The sequence below is a fragment of the Rubrivivax soli genome, assembly GCF_049810355.1.
Lineage (GTDB): Bacteria > Pseudomonadota > Gammaproteobacteria > Burkholderiales > Burkholderiaceae_C > Rubrivivax.
In genome coordinates, this window is sequence record NZ_CP187368.1 from 1,775,129 (window position 1) to 1,791,876 (window position 16,748).

Sequence of the window (16,748 nt, forward strand, 5' to 3'; positions counted from 1 at the left end):
GCCGGCGCGCTCAGTCGGGCAGCGGCGGCGCCGCGTCGAGGGCCGGGGCGTCGCCCAGCCACTGCCGCGTCGCCCGGCTCAGCTGCACGGCCCCGGGCGCGGCGGACTGCTCCATCGCCACCGCGCCCTGCAAGGCGTCGGCCGGCGGGCCGCTGTGCACGCCCACGCGCACGCGCACGGGGGGGGTGGCAGCGGCCAGGTCCAGCAGTGCCTGCGCCGCCTGCACCGCGCGGGCAGCGTGCGCGCTGCCGTCCCAGGCGGCGCGCAGGCTGTCGCCCGCGAACTGCAGCACCTGCCCGCCGTGGTCCTGCACGCAGGCGCTGAAGCGGCGCAGCGCGGAGTCGAGCAGCGCGTGCACGTCCTCGGGCTCCAGATCCGCGGCCAGCCGCGTCGACTCGACGATGTCCAGGCACAGCATGCTGACCACCTGCTCCGGTCCGGGCTGCGTCTGCAGCGTGTGCAGCGGCAAGGCCGCCAGCTGCGCGCGCAGCGGCGCGAGCGCGGCGTCGAGCAGCGCGTCGCCGAGCACGGCGTGCTGCGCCTGCAGCGCAGCGATGGCGGCGCGCAGCGCCTCGGCCTGCGCCTGCAAGCCAGCTGCGGCCTCAGAAGGTGCCGGGGTAGGCGCCACCATCGAGCAGCAGGTTCTGGCCCGTCATGTAGCCGGCATGCACGCTGCACAGGAAGGCGCAGAAGGCGCCGAACTCCTCGGCCGTGCCGAAGCGCCCGCTGGGGTTCTGCTGGCGCCGCGCCGCGGCCACGGCGTCGATGCTCTGGCCGCTCTTCTGCGCCGCGCCGGCCAGCGTGGTGCGCAGGCGGTCGGTGTCGAAGGGGCCGGGCAGCAGCGCGTTGATGGTGACGTTGCGCGCCGCCAGCCGCGGCTGCCGCGCCAGCCCGGCGACGAAACCGGTGAGGCCGCTGCGCGCGCCGTTGCTCAGCCCGAGGATGTCGATCGGCGCCTTCACCGCGGCCGAGGTGATGTTCACGACCCGCCCGTAGCCGCGCGCGGCCATGCCATCCACGGTGGCCTTGATCAGCGCGATCGGCGTCAGCATGTTGGCGTCGATGGCGCGGATCCAGGCCTCGCGGTCCCAGTCGCGGAAGTCGCCGGGCGGCGGTCCGCCGGCGTTGTTGACCAGGATGTCCACCTGGCCCGGCTGCGGACAGGCCGCCAGCGCCGCGGCGCGGCCGGCGTCGGTGGTGATGTCGCCGGCCACCGCGATCACCTGCACGGCCGGGTTCAGTGCGCGCAGCTCGGCCGCGGTGGCCTGCAGCGCGTCGTCGCCGCGGGCGGTGACGACCACGTTGACGCCTTCGCGCACCAGCGCCGCGGCGCAGCCCTTGCCCAGGCCCTTGCTCGCGGCGCAGACCAGCGCCCATTTGCCTTCGATGCCGAGATCCATGTTGCAGTGTCCTTGTGGGGGTTCGAAAGGGAATCGGGGCCGTGCGGCCGCCGCTCAGCGCGCCCGCGCCAGCAGCCAGACGCCGGTGAGCACGAGCGCGGTGCCGGCGACGATCCAGCCGTTGAAGGTCTCGCCGAGGATCAGCACGCCCATCGCGATGGTCGACAGCGGGCCGATCATGCCCGTCTGCGCCGTCAGCGGCGCGCCGATGCGCTCGATGGCCATCATCACCAGCAGCACCGGCGCCACCGTGCACAGCGTGCCGTTCAGCAGCGACAGCCACACCACCTCGGGCGCCACGTCGGCGGCCGACAGCGGGCGCAGCAGCACGAACTGCAGCAGGCACAGCACGCAGGCCACGCTGCTGGCCCAGCCGGTCAGGCGCAGCGCGCCCAGGCGCTTCACGGCGGCGCCGCTGGCCACCAGGTAGACGGCATAGGTCACGGCGCTGCCGAACACCAGCGCCGCGCCGAGCGCGGTCTGCGCGCCGGCGAAGCGGATCTCGTGTCCGAACACCAGCAGCACGCCGGCGTAGCTGACCGCCAGCGCCGCCAGCTTGGCGCCCGAGATGCGCTGGTGGAACAGCAGCGCGCTGAGGAACAGCACCAGCGTCGGGTTCAGGTACTGGATCAGCCGCCCGAGGCTGGCGCTGACGTACTGCAGGCCCAGGAAGTCGAGGAAGCTGGAGATGTAGTACCCGCTGAAGCCCAGCCCCGCCACCACCAGCAGCTCGTGCCGCGTCAGCCGCGCGCGGCCGCGCCCCGCCCACCACGCCAGCGCCACGAAGAAGGGCAGCGCGAACAGCATGCGGTACATGATCAGCGTGACCGCGTCGACGCCGTGCCGGTAGGCCAGCTTCACGATGATGGTCTTGCCCGAGAACGCCACCGAGCCGGCCACGGCCAGCGCCAGGCCGGCCCACGGCAGCGGCGCGGCGGCGTGGGCCGCCGGGGCTGGCGCTGCGGGGGGTGCCACGCGCGTCAGAAGCCGCCGGCCTGGCCGTCGCGGCGCGGGTCGCTGGCCGCCACGTAGCCCTCGGCCCCGGGGTCGCCCAGGCGCCAGATGAACTGCCCGGCGCCGAAGTCCTGGTAGCTGTCGTTGATGACTTCCATGCGGTGACCGCGCGCGGCCAGGCCGGCCACGGTGTCGGGCGCGAGGTCGGCCTCGACGTTGATCTCGAGCCCGGCGTTGAAGCGCCAGCGCGGCGCGTCGCAGGCGGCCTGCGGGTTCTGGTGGAAGTCGACCATGCGCACCAGGGTCTGCAGGTGGCCCTGCGGCTGCATGTTGGCGCCCATCACGCCGAAGCTCATCAGCGGCTGGCCGTTCTGCGTCACGAAGGCCGGGATGATGGTGTGGAACGGCCGCTTGCCCGGCGCCACGCAGTTGGCGCTGGCGGCGTCGAGGCTGAAGCCGTGGCCGCGGTTCTGCAGGCTCACGCCCCACTCGGGCACGACGACGCCGCTGCCGAAGCCCATGTAGTTGCTCTGGATGAAGCTGACCATCATGCCGCGCTCGTCGGCCGCGGTGAGATAGATCGTGCCGCCGCGGCGGTGCGGCGCGTCGGGCGTGCCGGCGGGCAGGTCCTGCGCGCGCCGCAGGTCGATCAGCTTGGCCCGCTCGGCCAGGTACGACGGGTCCAGCAGCTGCTGCACCGTCACCTGCATCTGCGCCGGCTCGGCCACGTAGCGGTAGGTGTCGGCGAAGGCCAGCTTCATGGCCTCGATCTGCAGGTGCTGGGCGTCGACGCCGTCGGCCGCGAGCGCTGCGATGTCGAAGTGCTTCAGGATGCCGAGTGCGATCAGCGCCGAGATGCCCTGCCCGTTCGGCGGAATCTCGTGCAGCGTGACGCCGTGGTAGTCCATGCCGATGGGCGCCACCCACTCGGGCGCGTAGGCGGCGAAGTCGGCCACCGTGTGCACGCCGCCCTGCGCCGCCGACTGCTTGGCCAGCGCGGCGGCGATCTCGCCGCCGTAGAAGGCCTGGCCCCGGGTGGCGCCGATGGCGCGCAGCGCGCGCGCGGCCGCCGGCATGCGGAACAGCTCGCCCACCTGCGGGGCGCGGCCGAACGGCAGGAAGGTCTCGGCGAACCCGGGTTGCGTGGCCAGTTCGGGCACCTTCGCGGCCGCGGCCCACTTCTCGCCGATCACCACCGGCACCGCGTAGCCGCGCTCGGCGATCTCGGCCGCCGGCGCCAGCAGGTCGGCGAACGGCAGCCGGCCGAAGCGCTCGCTCAGCGCCACCCACGCGGCCACGGCGCCGGGCACGGTGACGCTGTCCCAGCCGCGCACCGGCAGGGCGCGCGCGTTCGCGCCGTACTTGCGCAGGAAGTGCTCGCGGCTCCAGGCCGCCGGCGCACGGCCGCTGGCGTTCAGGCCGTGCAGCTGCTGCCCGTCCCAGAGGATGCAGAAGGCGTCGGAGCCCAGGCCGTTGCTGCAGGGCTCGACCACCGTCATCACGGCGGCGGCGGCCACCGCGGCGTCGACCGCGTTGCCGCCGGCGGCCAGCATGCGCAGCCCGGCCTGCACCGCCAGCGGGTGCGACGTCGAGACGACGTTGCGTGCGAACACGGGCAGCCGGCGGCTGGCATAGCCGGCCGACCAGTCGAAGTGGGAAGGGGTGGCGAAGGTCATGACCCGGATTGTGCGACGGGCTGCCCCGCCGCGTGGCTCAGGCCGCGGGCGGCAGCTCGCTGCTGTCGGCCACGAAGCGGCGCAGCTGCGGCGGGCTGTCTCCGAGGTGGAAGGTCAGGCGCTGCGCGCGCAGTTCGGCATCGGCGGCGGTGAAGCGCTCCAGCCTTCGTTGATGCTCGAGCCAGCTTTCGTCGACGAAGGACTCGACGTAGCGCCCGGGCTCGGCGGTGTCGCGGAACAGACCCCACGACAGCGCGCCCTGGCGCAACCGGGCCGCGCGCGTGAGCTGCATCACGGCGGCGAACTCGGCGGCGCGTGCGGGGTCGATCCGGTATTCCACTGTCACCATCACCGGGCCTTCGTCGGGGTCGATGTCGATGGCGACATCGGGTGCCAGCCGCGGCGCGGCGGGGCTGAAGTCGGCCTCGGGGCCTTCCACCGAGTAGCGGCGCGTCAGCGGCAGCGCCAGCGCGCCCAGCACCGCGGCCACCAGGATCGCCACCGGCACCGAGGTCCATCCCGCCACCTTGCCGAACAGCATGGCGCCGAAGGCGGTGCCGCCCATCAGCGCCATCTGGTAGATCGACATGCCGCGCGCGCGCACCCAGTTCGGCAGCGCCAGCTGTGCCGACATCGCCAGCGTGTTGGCGGTGCTGATCCAGGCCATGCCGGCGATGAAGCAGCCCGGCACGGCGACCCAGACCTCGGGCACCACCGCGACCAGCGCGGTGCTGGCGGCATGCACCAGCGTGCCGTAGACGACGAACTGGTCGCGGTCGAAGCGCTGGCGCCAGCGCGGGAACCACAGCGCGGCCGCGATGGCGCCGCCGCCCATGCAGGCCATCAGCAGCGTGAACATGCCGGCGCCGCCGCCGTGCAGTTGCAGCGCCACCAGCGGCAGCAGCGCCAGCAGCGCGCTGGCCTGCAGGAAGAACAGGAACACGCGCACGATCACCGCCCGCATGCGCGGCGACTGCCGCACGTGCTGCAGGCCCACGCGCATCGCGCCGACGAAGCGCTCGCCCGGCAGCGCGCTGGCGCGCGGCGTGGACTTCCAGCGCAGGATCAGCACGAAGGCCGCGCCCGCCAGCAGCGCATTCAGCACGAACACCGAGGCCGTGCCGGTGGACGCCAGCAGCGCGCCGGCCACCGTGGGGCCGATGACGCGCGACAGGTTCATCGAGATGCCGTTGAGCGCCAGCGCCGACGGCAGCTGCGCACGCGAGACGACCTCGGGCACGATGGCCGAGAACACCGGCCAGCGCATCGCCAGGCCGATGCCGTTCAGGAAGGTCAGCAGCAACAGCAGCTCGGCCGTGAGCAGGCCGGCCAGCGCGAGTGCGGCGATCAGCAGCGCCACCAGCGACACCCACAGCTGCGTCGCCGCGAAGTAGCGCCGCCGGTCGACGATGTCGGCCATGGCGCCGCTGGGCAGCCCGAGCAGGAACACCGGCAGCGTGGACGCAGTCTGCACCAGCGCCACCATCACCGGGCTCGTGGTCAACGTCGTCATCAGCCACGCGGCCGCGACGTCGTTCATCCACATCGTCATGTTCGCCGCCAGCCACGCGAACCACAGCCCGCGGAACACGGGCCCCTCCAAGGGCAGCAGCGCAGCCGGCAGACGCATGCAACGAGTGTCCCAGAAACAGAAACGGGCCCGGCAAAGCCCGGGCCCTCTTCAAGCGGCCGCCGCGGATCCGGCTTCGCCGGTCCGCCAGCGGCGCCCCCCTGGGGGGGAGCGGCGCAGCCGCTACGGGGGGGGGACCCTTAGTCTGCGTCCTTGAACGCCTCTTCGCGCTTGCGCTTGATGGACGGCAGCATGACGATGATGACCATCAGCAGCGCAGCGCCCAGCAGGGCCGCCGACAGCGGCCGCGTCACGAAGGCGCTCCAGTCGCCACGCGACAGCAGCAGCGCCCGGCGCAGGTTCTCCTCCATCATCGGGCCCAGGATGAAACCCAGCAGCAGCGGCGCGGGTTCGCAGCTCAGCTTGTAGAAGATGTAGCCGACGATGGCGAAGGCCGCGCCCATGTACACGTCCCAGGCGTTGTTGTTCAGCGTGTACAGGCCGATGCAGCAGAACGCCATGATGGCCGGGAACAGGAAGCGGTAGGGCACCGTCAGCAGCTTGATCCAGATGCCGATCAGCGGCAGGTTCAGGATCACCAGCATCGCGTTGCCGACCCACATCGATGCGATCAGGCCCCAGAACAGCTCGGGGTTGCTCGTCATCACCTGCGGGCCGGGCTGGATGCCCTTGATCGTCATCGCGCCGACCATCAGCGCCATCACCGCGTTCGGCGGGATGCCCAGCGTCAGCATCGGGATGAAGCTGGTCTGCGAGCCGGCGTTGTTGGCGCTCTCGGGCCCCGCGACGCCGCGGATGTTGCCCTTGCCGAACGGCACCTCGTGCGGGCCCATGCGCATCTTCTTCTCGACGGTGTAGGCCGCGAACGACGACAGCAGCGCGCCGCCGCCGGGCAGCACGCCCAGCAGCGAACCCAGCGCCGTGCCGCGCAGCACCGCCGGCCAGGCGTCGTGGAAGTCCTGCCGCGTCGGCCACAGGCCCTTCACGTCCTTCGTGAAGACCTCGCGGTGCTCGGGCGGCTGACCCAGGTTGGCGATGATCTCGCCGAAGCCGAACACGCCCATCGCGATGGCGACGAAGCCGATGCCGTCGGTCAGCTCGGGGATGTCGAAGCTGTAGCGCGGCACGCCGGAGATCACGTCGGTGTTGATCTGGCCCAGCAGCAGGCCGAGCAGGATCATCGCGATGGCCTTCACCAGCGAGCCCGAGGCCAGCACGACGGCACCGATCAGGCCCAGCACCATCAGGCTGAAGTACTCGGCCGGGCCGAACTTGAAGGCCAGCTCGGTCAGCGGCGGCGCGAAAGCCGCGATGACGATGGTGCCCACGCAGCCGGCGAAGAACGAGCCCAGGCCCGCCGCCGCGAGCGCCGAGCCCGCACGGCCCTTGCGTGCCATCTGGTAGCCGTCGATGGCGGTGACGACCGAGCTGCTCTCGCCCGGCACGTTGATCAGGATGGCGGTGGTGGAGCCGCCGTACTGCGCGCCGTAGTAGATGCCGGCCAGCATGATCAGCGCCGGCGTTGCGTCGAGCGCGTAGATGCTGGGCAGCAGCATCGCGATCGTGGCCACCGGGCCGAGGCCGGGCAGCACGCCGATCAGCGTGCCCAGCACCGCGCCGGCAAAGGCGTAGGCCAGGTTGATCCAGGTGAAGGCGACGCCGAAGCCGAGCGCCAGGTTGTTCAGGAGATCCATGGTGTCCGTGCCCTCAACCGGTGATGAACTTGGGCCACAGCGGAATCGTCAGGCTCAGTCCCTTGATGAAGATGAGCCACGAGAAGACCGTCAGGACCACCGCGTTGATGCCGGCCTCCACCCAGTGGAACTCGTCGCCGGCGGTGGCGGCGACGAAGATCAGCAGCGGCAGCGAGGCCACCATGCCCAGGTGCGGCAGGATGACGCCGAAGCCGGCGACCGCGCCGACGATGATGGACAGCGGCTTCCAGGCGATGTTGCCGATGGGGTCGCCGCCCTCGCTTTCGATCGTGAGCGCCTTGAAGAGCACGATGGCGCCCAGGATCGCCAGCAGCACGCCCAGGCCGAAGGGGAAGTAGCCCGGGCCCGGCCGCGCCGCCGCACCGAAACTGTAGTTGGTGGCGCCCCAGGCGAAGCCCACGCCCACGGCGATGAACATGACCCCGGACCAGAAGTCCCGCTGGCTCTTGATTTTCACGCGCTGTCTCCTCCGAACGGATGGTTGCGGCGGATTCTAGGCAGCGCCCCCCGCGGTCCCGCTGTGGTTTCCACGTAAGGCGGCGCACCGGCGCCGCGGGGCGCTGCGGCCTACTGCAGGGCCGGCGTGCAGCGCAGCACTTCCTCGATCGTGGTCACGCCTTCGGCGACCTTCATCGCGCCGGCCAGCCGCAGCGGCCGCATGCCGTCCTTGATGCCCTGCCGGCGCAACGCCGCCACGTCCAGCGTCGGGTGGATCGCGGCCCGCGCCGCGTCGGTCACCAGCAGCAGTTCGTACAGCCCGGCGCGGCCGCGGTAGCCGGTGTGGCGGCACTCCAGGCAGCCCACGGGCTTGTACGGCCGCACGCCGCCGCTCAGGCGCCAGGGCCGGGCCATCTCTTCCAGCGTCTCGCGCGTGGTGCCGTCGTCGCGCTGCTTGCACGCCGGGCACAGCGTGCGTGCCAGGCGCTGCGCGAGCACGCCGATGACGGTGGCGCTGATCAGGTACGGCGGCACGCCCAGGTCGGCCAGCCGCGTGATGGCGCCGGCGGCGTCGTTGGTGTGCAGCGTGCTGAAGACGAGGTGGCCGGTCAGCGCCGCCTGGATCGCCATCTCGGCGGTGGCGAGATCGCGGATCTCGCCGACCATGATGATGTCCGGGTCCTGCCGCATCAGCGCGCGCAGTCCTTCGGCAAAACCCATGTCGATGGCGCCGTGCACCTGGGTCTGGTTGAAGGCCGGCTCGATCATCTCGATCGGGTCCTCGATCGTGCAGACGTTCACTTCGTCGCTGGCCAGCGACTTCAGCGTCGAATACAGCGTGGTCGTCTTGCCGCTGCCGGTGGGCCCGGTGACGAGCACGATGCCGTGCGGCCGCCCGATCAGCGCCTGCCAGCGCTGCGCGTCGTGCGCACCGAAGCCCAGCGCCTCGACGTTCTTCAGCACCGTCTCGGGGTCGAAGATGCGCATCACCATCTTTTCGCCGAAGGCCGTGGGCATGGTCGACAGCCGCATCTCGACCTCGCCGCCGGGCTTGCCGTCGAGTTCGGGCCGCACCGTCTTGATGCGGCCGTCGAGCGGGCGGCGCTTCTCCACCACGTCCATGCGGCCCAGCAGCTTGATGCGCGCGGTCATCGCGTTCATCACCGTCAGCGGCACCTGGTAGACGGTGTGCAGCACACCGTCGATGCGGAAGCGGATGGCGCCCATCTCGCGCCGCGGCTCGAGGTGGATGTCGCTGGCGCGCTGGTCGAACGCGTACTGCCACAGCCAGTCGACCACCTGCACCACGCCCTGGTCGTTGGCGTCGAGCTGCTTGTTCGTGCGCCCCAGCTCGACCAGCTGCTCGAAGCTGGCGCCGGCCGACGTCTCGCCGCTCTTCTGCGCCGCGCGCACGCTCTTGGCGAGCGCGTAGAACTCGGTCGTGTAGCGGCGCACGTCTTCCGGGTTGGCCACCACCAGCCGCACGCTGCGCCGCGTGTGCGCGGCGATCTCGGCCACCCAGTCGCGGTCGAAGGGCTCGGCGGTGGCGATCGTCACCTCGGTGGCCGACAGCGCCACCGGCAGCGCGCGCCGCATCTCGGCGTACTTGACGCTCATCACGTCGGCGACGCGGCCGACGTCGGCGCGCAGCGGGTCGATGCGCAGGTACGGCAGCTGCGCGCGGCCGGCCAGCCATTCGGTCAGCGCCTCGGTGTCCAGCACCTTGCCGCTGCCCTGGCGCTGCAGGCCGGCGCCGCCCAGCCGCACCAGCGCGTGCAGGCTGGAGCTGCCGGCACCGAAGCGGCGCGCCACGCGCGCGCTGTCGTCGGTGCCGATCCAGCCGTCCTCCTGCAGCCAGTCGAGCAGCGTGCGCCAGTCGAGCCGGCCGGTGGGGAGCGTGCGTGCCTTCGGGGGGACCATGGGCGCATTGTGGCGGCCCGTGGGGCCGCGATCAGGCAACGCCGGACTCCGGTGCGTGAGGCCGCAGCATGCGCAGCCACTTGCGCGCCGGCAGGCCGTGCGCGCCGTAGCGGGTCTCGATCTGCGCCGCACGCTCCACCAGCAGCGCGCGCTCGGGCAGCGGCGTGTCGCGCGTGGCGACGACCACCGTGTTGCCCTCGCGCGTGGGGCGCAGGCTCCACACGTGCCGGCCACCGAACACCGCGGCGATGCGGGCTGCACTCTGCGCGAAGCTCGCGGCGCGGCCGAACAGGTTCACGCTGAACACCCCGCCGTCGTCCAGCACGCGGCGGCAGTCGGCATAGAAGGCCTCGTCGTCGAGCACGGGGGCTGCCGCGTCGTGGTCGTACAGGTCCACGTGCAGCAGCTGCACGCTCTGCGGCGCGGCGGTGTCGCGCAGCCAGCCGCCGGCATCGGCCACCACCACCTCCACCTCGGCCGGCAGGTGGAACCAGGCACGGTTGACGGCCACCACGTCGGGGTTGATCTCGACCACCGTGGTCGGCATGCGCAGCAGCTTGTGCGTGAAGCGCGTGATGGCGCCGGCCCCCAGCCCCAGCTGCAGCGCGCGGCCCTGGCCCAGCGCCCCGGTGGGCAGCCACAGCAGGCTGGCCAGCATGCGCTGCACGTAGTCGAGCTCCACCACCTGCGGCTTGCGGATGCGCATGGCGCCCTGCACCCAGATGCTGCCCAGGTGCAGGTAGCGCACGCCGTCGGCTTCGCTGATGGTGGCCTCGGGCAGGGGGTCCGGCCCTGCGCTGGAGTCGTCGTCGGTCATGCCAGATCGTAAGCGGCGAACACGGTGCGCCAGGCCGCCAGCTTGCGCTCGAAGCTCCAGCTGGCGTTGGCCGGGCTGGTGGACGGCAGACGGTGCACCTGCAGGCCCAGCGACGCCAGATGGCGCATCGCACGCGCCGACTCGCCGCCGTTGTGCGCCACCGCCTGCAGTTGCGGCGCCATGCGCCGCAGCGCGGCGAAGTCGTTGAATTCGGCGTCCACGATCGCGCTGTCGAGGCTGCCGTCGCGGCGGCAGCTGGCGTAGACGTCCCACACGCCCAGGCCGCGGCGCCGCACCTCCGCGAGCCGGTCGGCGTAGGGCAGCACCCGCAGGTCCACGCCCCACAGCGCCGACAGCAGCGGCCAGAAGTGGTTGCGCGGGTGGCCGTAGTACTGCCCGGCAGCCAGCGAGGCCACGCCCGGGAAACTGCCCAGCACCACCAGGCGCGTGCCGGGCGCCACCACGGGCGGCAGGCCGACGAGGCGCGCGCTCACGGCGCCGCGGCCAGGCGCGCCAGCCGCGGCAGCGCCGCGTGCACGTTGGCCGTGGTCGTGGCCGCCGCCTGCGCCGGCGTCCAGCCGCGCAGCGCGCACAGCGTCTCGGCGATGCGCGGCAGCTCGGCCGGCTCGTTGCGCGCGGCCGCGGGGTCGGCGCCGGCAGCACGCGCGGCCGCCGTCTGGTACAGCCAGTGCGGCGGGATGTCGGGCGCGTCGGTCTCCAGCACCAGGGCCGTTGCGGGCAGCGTGGCGGCATGGGCGCGGATCTGCAGCGCGCGCTCGAAGGTCATCGCGCCGCCGAAGCCCAGCCGGAAGCCGTGGTCGACGAACTGCCGCGCCTGCGCCCCGCTGCCGTTGAAGGCATGCGCGATGCCGCCGGGCACCGCGATGCGGCGCAGCCCGTGCAGCAGCGCGTCGGCCGAGCGCCGCACGTGCAGGATCACCGGCAGCCCGGCGTTGCGCGCCAGCTTCAGCTGCGCCACGTAGAAGTGGCGCTGGCGCACCGGGTCCAGTCCGGGCACGAAGTGGTCCAGGCCGATCTCGCCCACGGCCACCAGGCGCGGGTCGTCGCGGTGCTGCTGCAGCGCGGCCTGCAGGCGGGCCAGGTCGTCGTCGGCGGCCCGGCCGGTGTAGAGCGGGTGGATGCCCAGCGCATACGCCAGGCCGTGGCGGTGGGCAAGCTGCCGCACCGTGTCGAAGTTCGCCACCTCCACGGCCGGCAGCACCTGCATCTGCACGCCCGCGGCACGGGCGCGCGCGACCACGTCGTCACGGTCGGCGTCGAACTCCGGCGCGTCGAGGTGGCAGTGCGAATCGATCCACACGGCCTCAGGTGTAGGACAGCATCACGGCGTGGGCGCGCAGGCGCTGCACGTCCTTCAGCGGCACGGCCGAGATCCAGCCGGCCACGGCGCCCGAGAGCTGGTTGAAGATGCGGTCGTTGAAGTTCGGCTGCTCGTAGGCGTTCAGGTAGCAGCGGGTGCAGGCGGCGACGCCGCGGCGCTTCTCCTTCACCTTCTTGCGCTCGAACTCCAGCATCGCCGCGGACACCCGTTTGACGTAGGTGGCGACGCGCGACCGCGAGACGATGGCGTCGCCGTCGGCCAGGAACTCGGCCGCCAGCTCGCCGTGCAGCACGTCGATCACGCGGTCGGGGCCGATGTTCACCAGTTGCGGCAGCCAGCGCGTGGCGCCGGCGAAGGCCTTCAGCTCGTGGTACAGGTCGGCGACCATGGTGTTGTTGAGGTCCAGCTTGCCGACGAAGCCCGGATCGATGCCCAGGTTGCAGAAATGCGCGGCGTCGGTGTTCGTGAAGGTCGTCGCCGGCAGCTGGATCACGCCCACGTCGTCGGCGCCGAACACCTGGTAGCCGGGGCCGGTGGCGTCGCGGAAGCCGCTGTCGATCTGGTGCGTGGCGGCCGTGGCGAAGCCGTCCAGGGCGGCGATCTTGGCGCGTCCCTGGACTTCGTTGTTGACGAACTCCAGCGCGCGGAGCGCGTGCAGGAAGAAGAAGAAGATGCGGCAGCGCTCGAAGGCGTGCTTGGGCAGCGTCTCCTGCAGCGTGCCGGCCAGCACGAACAACTTGTTGGACTCGATGCCCTCGCGCGGCGTGTGGATGCGCTTGTCGTTCCCTGGCGGCATGGCTGGTGGTCTCCCTGGCCGGGGCATTCTAGGCATGCCGCATGCGAGCGTGGCGGCAACGTGATACTGTCGTTTCCCATCGCGAAGGCGCAGGATGGTTCGATGAGAAAGGCACCGCTGTACAGCCGCTCCTCCCGGCCGGCCGCCCCGGCAGCCGGGCCTGCGCCCGCCACGCCCGCGGCCCCGCAAACACCCGCCGTACCGGCCGCCGCGCCGCCCGGCCGGCTGCGGCGCCTGGCGCTGCGCCGCCCCGGGCCGCTGTGGGCGCTGACCGGTGCCCTGCTGGCCACGGCCCTGATGCTCGGCGTGCTGGGATTGCGCCCGGGCCAGCGCGTGATCACGCAGGACGACATCGACGCCGCGGTGCGCGCCTCGCTCGAGAAGGAACCCCTGCCCTCGGCAGCCGCCAAGGCCTACGAGACCATCGCGCCGTCGGTGGTGCGCGTGGTCGGCCTGCCCGACGACAAGGACGAGAGCGCCGGCGACAGCGACGCCGAGCAGCAGGCGATGGAGCGCAGCCTGGGCACCGGCGTCGTCATCGTCGACAACGGCACGATCCTCACCAACCTGCACGTGGTGGCCAACGCCAAGCGCATCAAGGTGCGCTTCGCCAACGGCCACGAGAGCGACGCGCAGATGGTCGGCGCGCAGCCCGAGAACGACCTCGCCGTGCTGCGCGCCAGCAGCCTGCCCGACGACCTGGAGGCCGCCACGATGCGCAGCACCTCCGACCTGCGCCCGGGCGATCACGTCGTCGCGGTGGGCCACCCGTTCGGCATCGGGCCGTCCACCAGCTACGGCGTGGTCTCCGGACTGAAGCGCGAGTTCCGGTCGGAGCAGGGCGAGCGCACGCTGAGCAACCTGATCCAGTTCGACGCCGCCGCGAACCCCGGCAACTCCGGCGGTCCGCTGGTCACGATGGACGGCCACGTGGTCGGCATCGTCACCGCCATCCTCAACCCGTCGGAGCAGCGCACCTTCATCGGCATCGGCTTCGCCGTGCCCATCGAGAACGCCGCCGCGGCCGCCGGCATGCCTCCGTTCTGACTCCACTTCCCCACGCACCCCCACACACCCATGAGCGACGACAACACCGCCACCCTGATGGAGCAGGTGCTCTACGAAGTCAAGCGCGTCGTCGTCGGGCAGGACCGCTTCCTCGAGCGCGTGCTGGTCGCGCTGCTCGCGCAGGGCCACCTGCTGGTCGAAGGCGTGCCCGGCCTGGCCAAGACGCTGACCGTGAAGACACTCGCGCGCGCCGTGCGCGGCAGCTTCAAGCGCATCCAGTTCACGCCCGACCTGGTGCCGTCCGACCTGGTCGGCACGCGCATCTACAACCAGAAGACCGGCGAGTTCGGCACCAGCCTGGGGCCGGTTTTCGCCAACCTGCTGCTGGCCGACGAGATCAACCGCGCCCCGGCCAAGGTGCAGAGCGCGCTGCTCGAGGTGATGCAGGAGCGCCAGGTCACGATCGCCGGCGAGACGCACAAGGTGCCCGACCCCTTCGTCGTGATGGCGACGCAGAACCCGATCGAGACCGAAGGCACCTACCCGCTGCCCGAGGCGCAGGTCGACCGCTTCATGATGAAGGTGCTGGTGGACTACCCGACCGAGGAAGAAGAGTTCGTCATCGCGCAGCGCGTCACCGGCCCGGCCGTCGAGGTCAACGGCGTGGCCGACACCTTCCAGCTCGCGGCGCTGCAGCGCGCGTGCCGCGGCGTCTACGTGGACCCGGCGCTGATCCAGTACGCGGTGCGGATCGTCGGGGCCACGCGCAACCCGGCCAAGTACGACCTCGCCGATGCCGCCAGGTTCTTCACCTACGGCGCCAGCCCGCGCGCCACCATCGGCATGATCGAAGGCGCCAAGGCGCTGGCCATGCTGCGCGGCCGCCGCTACGCGCTGCCCGAGGACGTGACCGACCTGGTGGCCGACGTGATGCGCCACCGCGTCGTGCTCAGCTACGAGGCGCTGGCCGAGGGCGTGAGCGCCGATGCGCTGGTGCAGCGCGTGCTGAAGAAGGTGCCCGCGCCCGACAAGCCGCTGGCGCATGCGAAGTTCGAGGAGGCCGCCGCGCATGGCTGAGGCAACGGGATCGGCGGCAGTGGCCTCCGCGGCACCCGCCACCACCGAAACCGCCGACCACCTGCTGCGCCGGCTGGAGTGGACCGTGATCCGCCGCCTCGACGGCCTGCTGCAGGGCGACTACCGCACCGTGCTGCGCGGCACCGGCATCGACCTCGCCGACCTGCGTGAATACCAGCACCACGACGACGTGCGCCACATCGACTGGAACGTCACTGCCCGTCTGCAGACACCCTACGTGCGCCAGTTCGTCGAAGACCGCGACCTCACCGCCTGGTTCCTGCTCGACCTGTCGGGCAGCGTCGACTTCGGCTCGGGCGAGACCACCAAGCGCGCCGTCAGCACCGGCTTCGTCGCTGCGCTGGCGCGTGTGATCACGCGCCACGGCAACCGCGTCGGGGCGGTGTTCTACGGCCACGACGTCGACTTCGTGCTGCCGCCGGGCGCCTCGCGCCTGCACGTGCTGAACCTGCTGCAGCGCATGCGCCGCCCGCCCGAGCAGGTCGGCGCCGGCACCGCGCTGGCCAGCCTGCTGCGGCAGGCGGCCGGCGTCATCAAGCGGCGATCGCTGGTGTTCGTGGTGTCCGATTTCATCAGCGCGCCGGGCTGGGAGGAGGCCCTGTCGCGGCTGGCGCAGCGCCACGAGGTGATCGCGGTGCGGCTGTTCGACCCCGCCGAGATGGCGCTGCCCGACGTCGGCCTGGTGACCGTGGAAGACGCCGAGACCGGCGAACAGCTGCTGGTGGACGCCGCCGACCCGGACTTCCGCGCACGCTATGCAGCGCTGGCCGAGGCCCAGGAGGCTGCGCTGCGCGAGGCTTTCGGGCGCTCGGGTGCCGACACACTGGAACTCGCCACCGACGACGACCTGCTCGACGCGCTGCTGCGCTTTGCCGACCTGCGGCGCCAGCGCGCGCGCCTGAAGACGCCGCTGCGTTTTCCTGCCCACCTGCAAGCACGCGCGGAGGTCGCGGCATGAGCTTTTTGTGGCCCAACAACCTGTTCCTGCTGGCGCTGCTGCCTCTGCTGGTGCTGCTGTACCTGTGGATCCTGCGCCGGCGCCGCAAGGCCCCGGTGCGGCTGGCCAGCATCGCCATCGCGAAGCTGGCCGTCGGCAAAGGCCCGGGCTGGCGCCGCCACGTGCCGCCACTGGTGATGCTGCTCGCGCTGGCTGCGCTGCTGGTGGCCACGGCGCGGCCCACGGCGACGATCACGCTGCCGCTGTCGGAGCGCACCATCATCCTGGCCATGGACGTGTCGGGCAGCATGCGCGCCGAAGACGTCAAGCCCAACCGCCTGGTGGCCAGCCAGGAAGCGGCCAAGGCCTTTATCGCCGACCTGCCGCGCGAGGTGAAGGTGGGCGTGGTGTCGTTCGCCGGCACCGCCGCGGTGGTGCAGGCACCCACGACCAGCCGCGACGACATCCTGGCCGCGATCGACCGCTTCCAGCTGCAGCGCGGCACGGCCACCGGCAGCGGCATCGTGCTCAGCCTGGCGACGCTGTTTCCCGACGCCGGCATCGAGATCTCGCACATCACCGGCCAGCGCAGCATGCCCAGGATGCTGGGCGACAAGGACAAGAAGGACGACTTCCAGCCGGTGCCCGCGGGCAGCTACAACTCGGCTGCGATCATCATGCTGACCGACGGCCAGCGCACCACCGGCCCCGACCCCATCGATGCCGCGAAGATGGCCGCCGACCGCGGCATCCGCGTCTACACCGTGGGCGTCGGCACGACCAACGGCGAGATCATCGGCTTCGAAGGCTGGAGCATGCGCGTGCGGCTCGACGAGGCCACGCTGAAGAACGTGGCCGTGCTGACACAGGGCGAGTACTTCTACGCCGGCACCGCCGACGACCTGAAGAAGGTCTACCAGAACCTCAGCTCGCGCATGGTGGTCGAGCGCAAGGAGACCGAGATCAGCGCGCTGTTCGCGGCGCTGGGCGCGGTGCTGGCGCTCGCGGCCGCGGGGCTGTCACTCTGGTGGTTCGGCCGGGTGGCGTAGCCACCCG

Annotated in this window: 16 protein-coding genes; 4 read left to right on the forward strand and 12 right to left on the reverse strand. The window is 71.9% G+C overall.

Annotated features, from left to right (window positions below):
• Positions 1-10: 10 nt before the first annotated feature.
• From ACPOLB_RS08090 to ACPOLB_RS08145, 12 genes are all read right to left on the reverse strand, one after another.
• Positions 11-589 carry an adenylate/guanylate cyclase domain-containing protein gene (locus tag ACPOLB_RS08090; RefSeq protein ID WP_425260808.1) on the reverse strand — a complete coding sequence of 193 codons (579 nt, stop codon included), beginning with the start codon at positions 587-589 and terminating at the stop codon, positions 11-13.
• Between the two features lie 13 nt (positions 590-602).
• Positions 603-1,400, reverse strand: coding sequence for an SDR family oxidoreductase (locus tag ACPOLB_RS08095; RefSeq protein WP_425260809.1), 798 nt, complete (start codon positions 1,398-1,400; stop codon positions 603-605).
• Between the two features lie 54 nt (positions 1,401-1,454).
• Positions 1,455-2,375 carry a DMT family transporter gene (locus ACPOLB_RS08100; RefSeq protein ID WP_425260810.1) on the reverse strand — a complete coding sequence of 307 codons (921 nt, stop codon included), beginning with the start codon at positions 2,373-2,375 and terminating at the stop codon, positions 1,455-1,457.
• Between the two features lie 5 nt (positions 2,376-2,380).
• Positions 2,381-4,030: a gamma-glutamyltransferase family protein gene (locus ACPOLB_RS08105; protein WP_425260811.1), complete on the reverse strand. Its 1,650-nt coding sequence runs from the start codon at positions 4,028-4,030 to the stop codon at positions 2,381-2,383.
• 37 nt (positions 4,031-4,067) lie between these two features.
• Complete coding sequence (locus ACPOLB_RS08110; protein WP_425260812.1) at positions 4,068-5,660, reverse strand: MFS transporter; 1,593 nt, start codon at positions 5,658-5,660, stop codon at positions 4,068-4,070.
• Between the two features lie 140 nt (positions 5,661-5,800).
• The gene (locus ACPOLB_RS08115) at positions 5,801-7,315 is read right to left on the reverse strand and encodes a tripartite tricarboxylate transporter permease (protein ID WP_425260813.1); all 1,515 of its coding nucleotides are present in this window, start codon (positions 7,313-7,315) and stop codon (positions 5,801-5,803) included.
• A 13-nt stretch (positions 7,316-7,328) separates the two neighbouring features.
• On the reverse strand, positions 7,329-7,793 hold the full coding sequence (locus tag ACPOLB_RS08120; protein WP_425260814.1) for a tripartite tricarboxylate transporter TctB family protein: 465 nt from the start codon (positions 7,791-7,793) through the stop codon (positions 7,329-7,331).
• Between the two features lie 110 nt (positions 7,794-7,903).
• Entirely contained in the window at positions 7,904-9,694 is a 1,791-nt protein-coding gene (locus tag ACPOLB_RS08125; RefSeq protein WP_425260815.1) for a GspE/PulE family protein, read from the reverse strand.
• A 31-nt stretch (positions 9,695-9,725) separates the two neighbouring features.
• A complete protein-coding gene (locus tag ACPOLB_RS08130; RefSeq protein WP_425260816.1) occupies positions 9,726-10,511 on the reverse strand; it encodes a spermidine synthase in 786 nt (261 codons plus the stop codon).
• Positions 10,508-11,005 (reverse strand): DNA-deoxyinosine glycosylase, encoded by a 498-nt coding sequence (locus ACPOLB_RS08135; protein ID WP_425260817.1) that lies wholly within the window; start codon positions 11,003-11,005, stop codon positions 10,508-10,510. The genes ACPOLB_RS08130 and ACPOLB_RS08135 overlap by 4 nt, the downstream gene beginning before the upstream one ends.
• On the reverse strand, positions 11,002-11,832 hold the full coding sequence (locus tag ACPOLB_RS08140) for a TatD family hydrolase (protein ID WP_425260818.1): 831 nt from the start codon (positions 11,830-11,832) through the stop codon (positions 11,002-11,004). Before ACPOLB_RS08140 ends, ACPOLB_RS08135 begins: the two co-directional genes overlap by 4 nt.
• A gap of 4 nt (positions 11,833-11,836) precedes the next feature.
• On the reverse strand, positions 11,837-12,649 hold the full coding sequence (locus ACPOLB_RS08145) for a hypothetical protein (protein ID WP_425260819.1): 813 nt from the start codon (positions 12,647-12,649) through the stop codon (positions 11,837-11,839).
• A 102-nt stretch (positions 12,650-12,751) separates the two neighbouring features.
• Here ACPOLB_RS08145 and ACPOLB_RS08150 point away from each other — a divergent pair, with 102 nt between their 5' ends.
• From ACPOLB_RS08150 to ACPOLB_RS08165, 4 genes are read left to right on the forward strand one after another with little or no spacing between them, the layout of a single operon-like run.
• Positions 12,752-13,696 (forward strand): S1C family serine protease, encoded by a 945-nt coding sequence (locus tag ACPOLB_RS08150; RefSeq protein ID WP_425260820.1) that lies wholly within the window; start codon positions 12,752-12,754, stop codon positions 13,694-13,696.
• Positions 13,697-13,726: 30 nt separating this feature from the next.
• Positions 13,727-14,734 (forward strand): AAA family ATPase, encoded by a 1,008-nt coding sequence (locus tag ACPOLB_RS08155; protein ID WP_425260821.1) that lies wholly within the window; start codon positions 13,727-13,729, stop codon positions 14,732-14,734.
• Positions 14,727-15,713 (forward strand): DUF58 domain-containing protein, encoded by a 987-nt coding sequence (locus ACPOLB_RS08160; protein ID WP_425260822.1) that lies wholly within the window; start codon positions 14,727-14,729, stop codon positions 15,711-15,713. The genes ACPOLB_RS08155 and ACPOLB_RS08160 overlap by 8 nt, the downstream gene beginning before the upstream one ends.
• The gene (locus ACPOLB_RS08165; protein ID WP_425260823.1) at positions 15,710-16,741 is read left to right on the forward strand and encodes a VWA domain-containing protein; all 1,032 of its coding nucleotides are present in this window, start codon (positions 15,710-15,712) and stop codon (positions 16,739-16,741) included. The genes ACPOLB_RS08160 and ACPOLB_RS08165 overlap by 4 nt, the downstream gene beginning before the upstream one ends.
• Positions 16,742-16,748: the final 7 nt, after the last annotated feature.

Bases quoted from the DNA above. Each gene is read 5' to 3' on its own strand.
- ACPOLB_RS08155 (WP_425260821.1), top strand. From the start codon at position 13,727: ATGAGCGACGACAACACCGCCACCCTGATGGAGCAGGTGCTCTACGAA.
- ACPOLB_RS08150 (WP_425260820.1), top strand. From the start codon at position 12,752: ATGAGAAAGGCACCGCTGTACAGCCGCTCCTCCCGGCCGGCCGCCCCG.
- ACPOLB_RS08115 (WP_425260813.1), bottom strand. From the start codon at position 7,315: ATGGATCTCCTGAACAACCTGGCGCTCGGCTTCGGCGTCGCCTTCACC.
- ACPOLB_RS08105 (WP_425260811.1), bottom strand. From the start codon at position 4,030: ATGACCTTCGCCACCCCTTCCCACTTCGACTGGTCGGCCGGCTATGCC.
- ACPOLB_RS08125 (WP_425260815.1), bottom strand. From the start codon at position 9,694: ATGGTCCCCCCGAAGGCACGCACGCTCCCCACCGGCCGGCTCGACTGG.
- ACPOLB_RS08160 (WP_425260822.1), top strand. From the start codon at position 14,727: ATGGCTGAGGCAACGGGATCGGCGGCAGTGGCCTCCGCGGCACCCGCC.
- ACPOLB_RS08095 (WP_425260809.1), bottom strand. From the start codon at position 1,400: ATGGATCTCGGCATCGAAGGCAAATGGGCGCTGGTCTGCGCCGCGAGC.
- ACPOLB_RS08145 (WP_425260819.1), bottom strand. From the start codon at position 12,649: ATGCCGCCAGGGAACGACAAGCGCATCCACACGCCGCGCGAGGGCATC.
- ACPOLB_RS08110 (WP_425260812.1), bottom strand. From the start codon at position 5,660: ATGCGTCTGCCGGCTGCGCTGCTGCCCTTGGAGGGGCCCGTGTTCCGC.
- ACPOLB_RS08165 (WP_425260823.1), top strand. From the start codon at position 15,710: ATGAGCTTTTTGTGGCCCAACAACCTGTTCCTGCTGGCGCTGCTGCCT.
- ACPOLB_RS08130 (WP_425260816.1), bottom strand. From the start codon at position 10,511: ATGACCGACGACGACTCCAGCGCAGGGCCGGACCCCCTGCCCGAGGCC.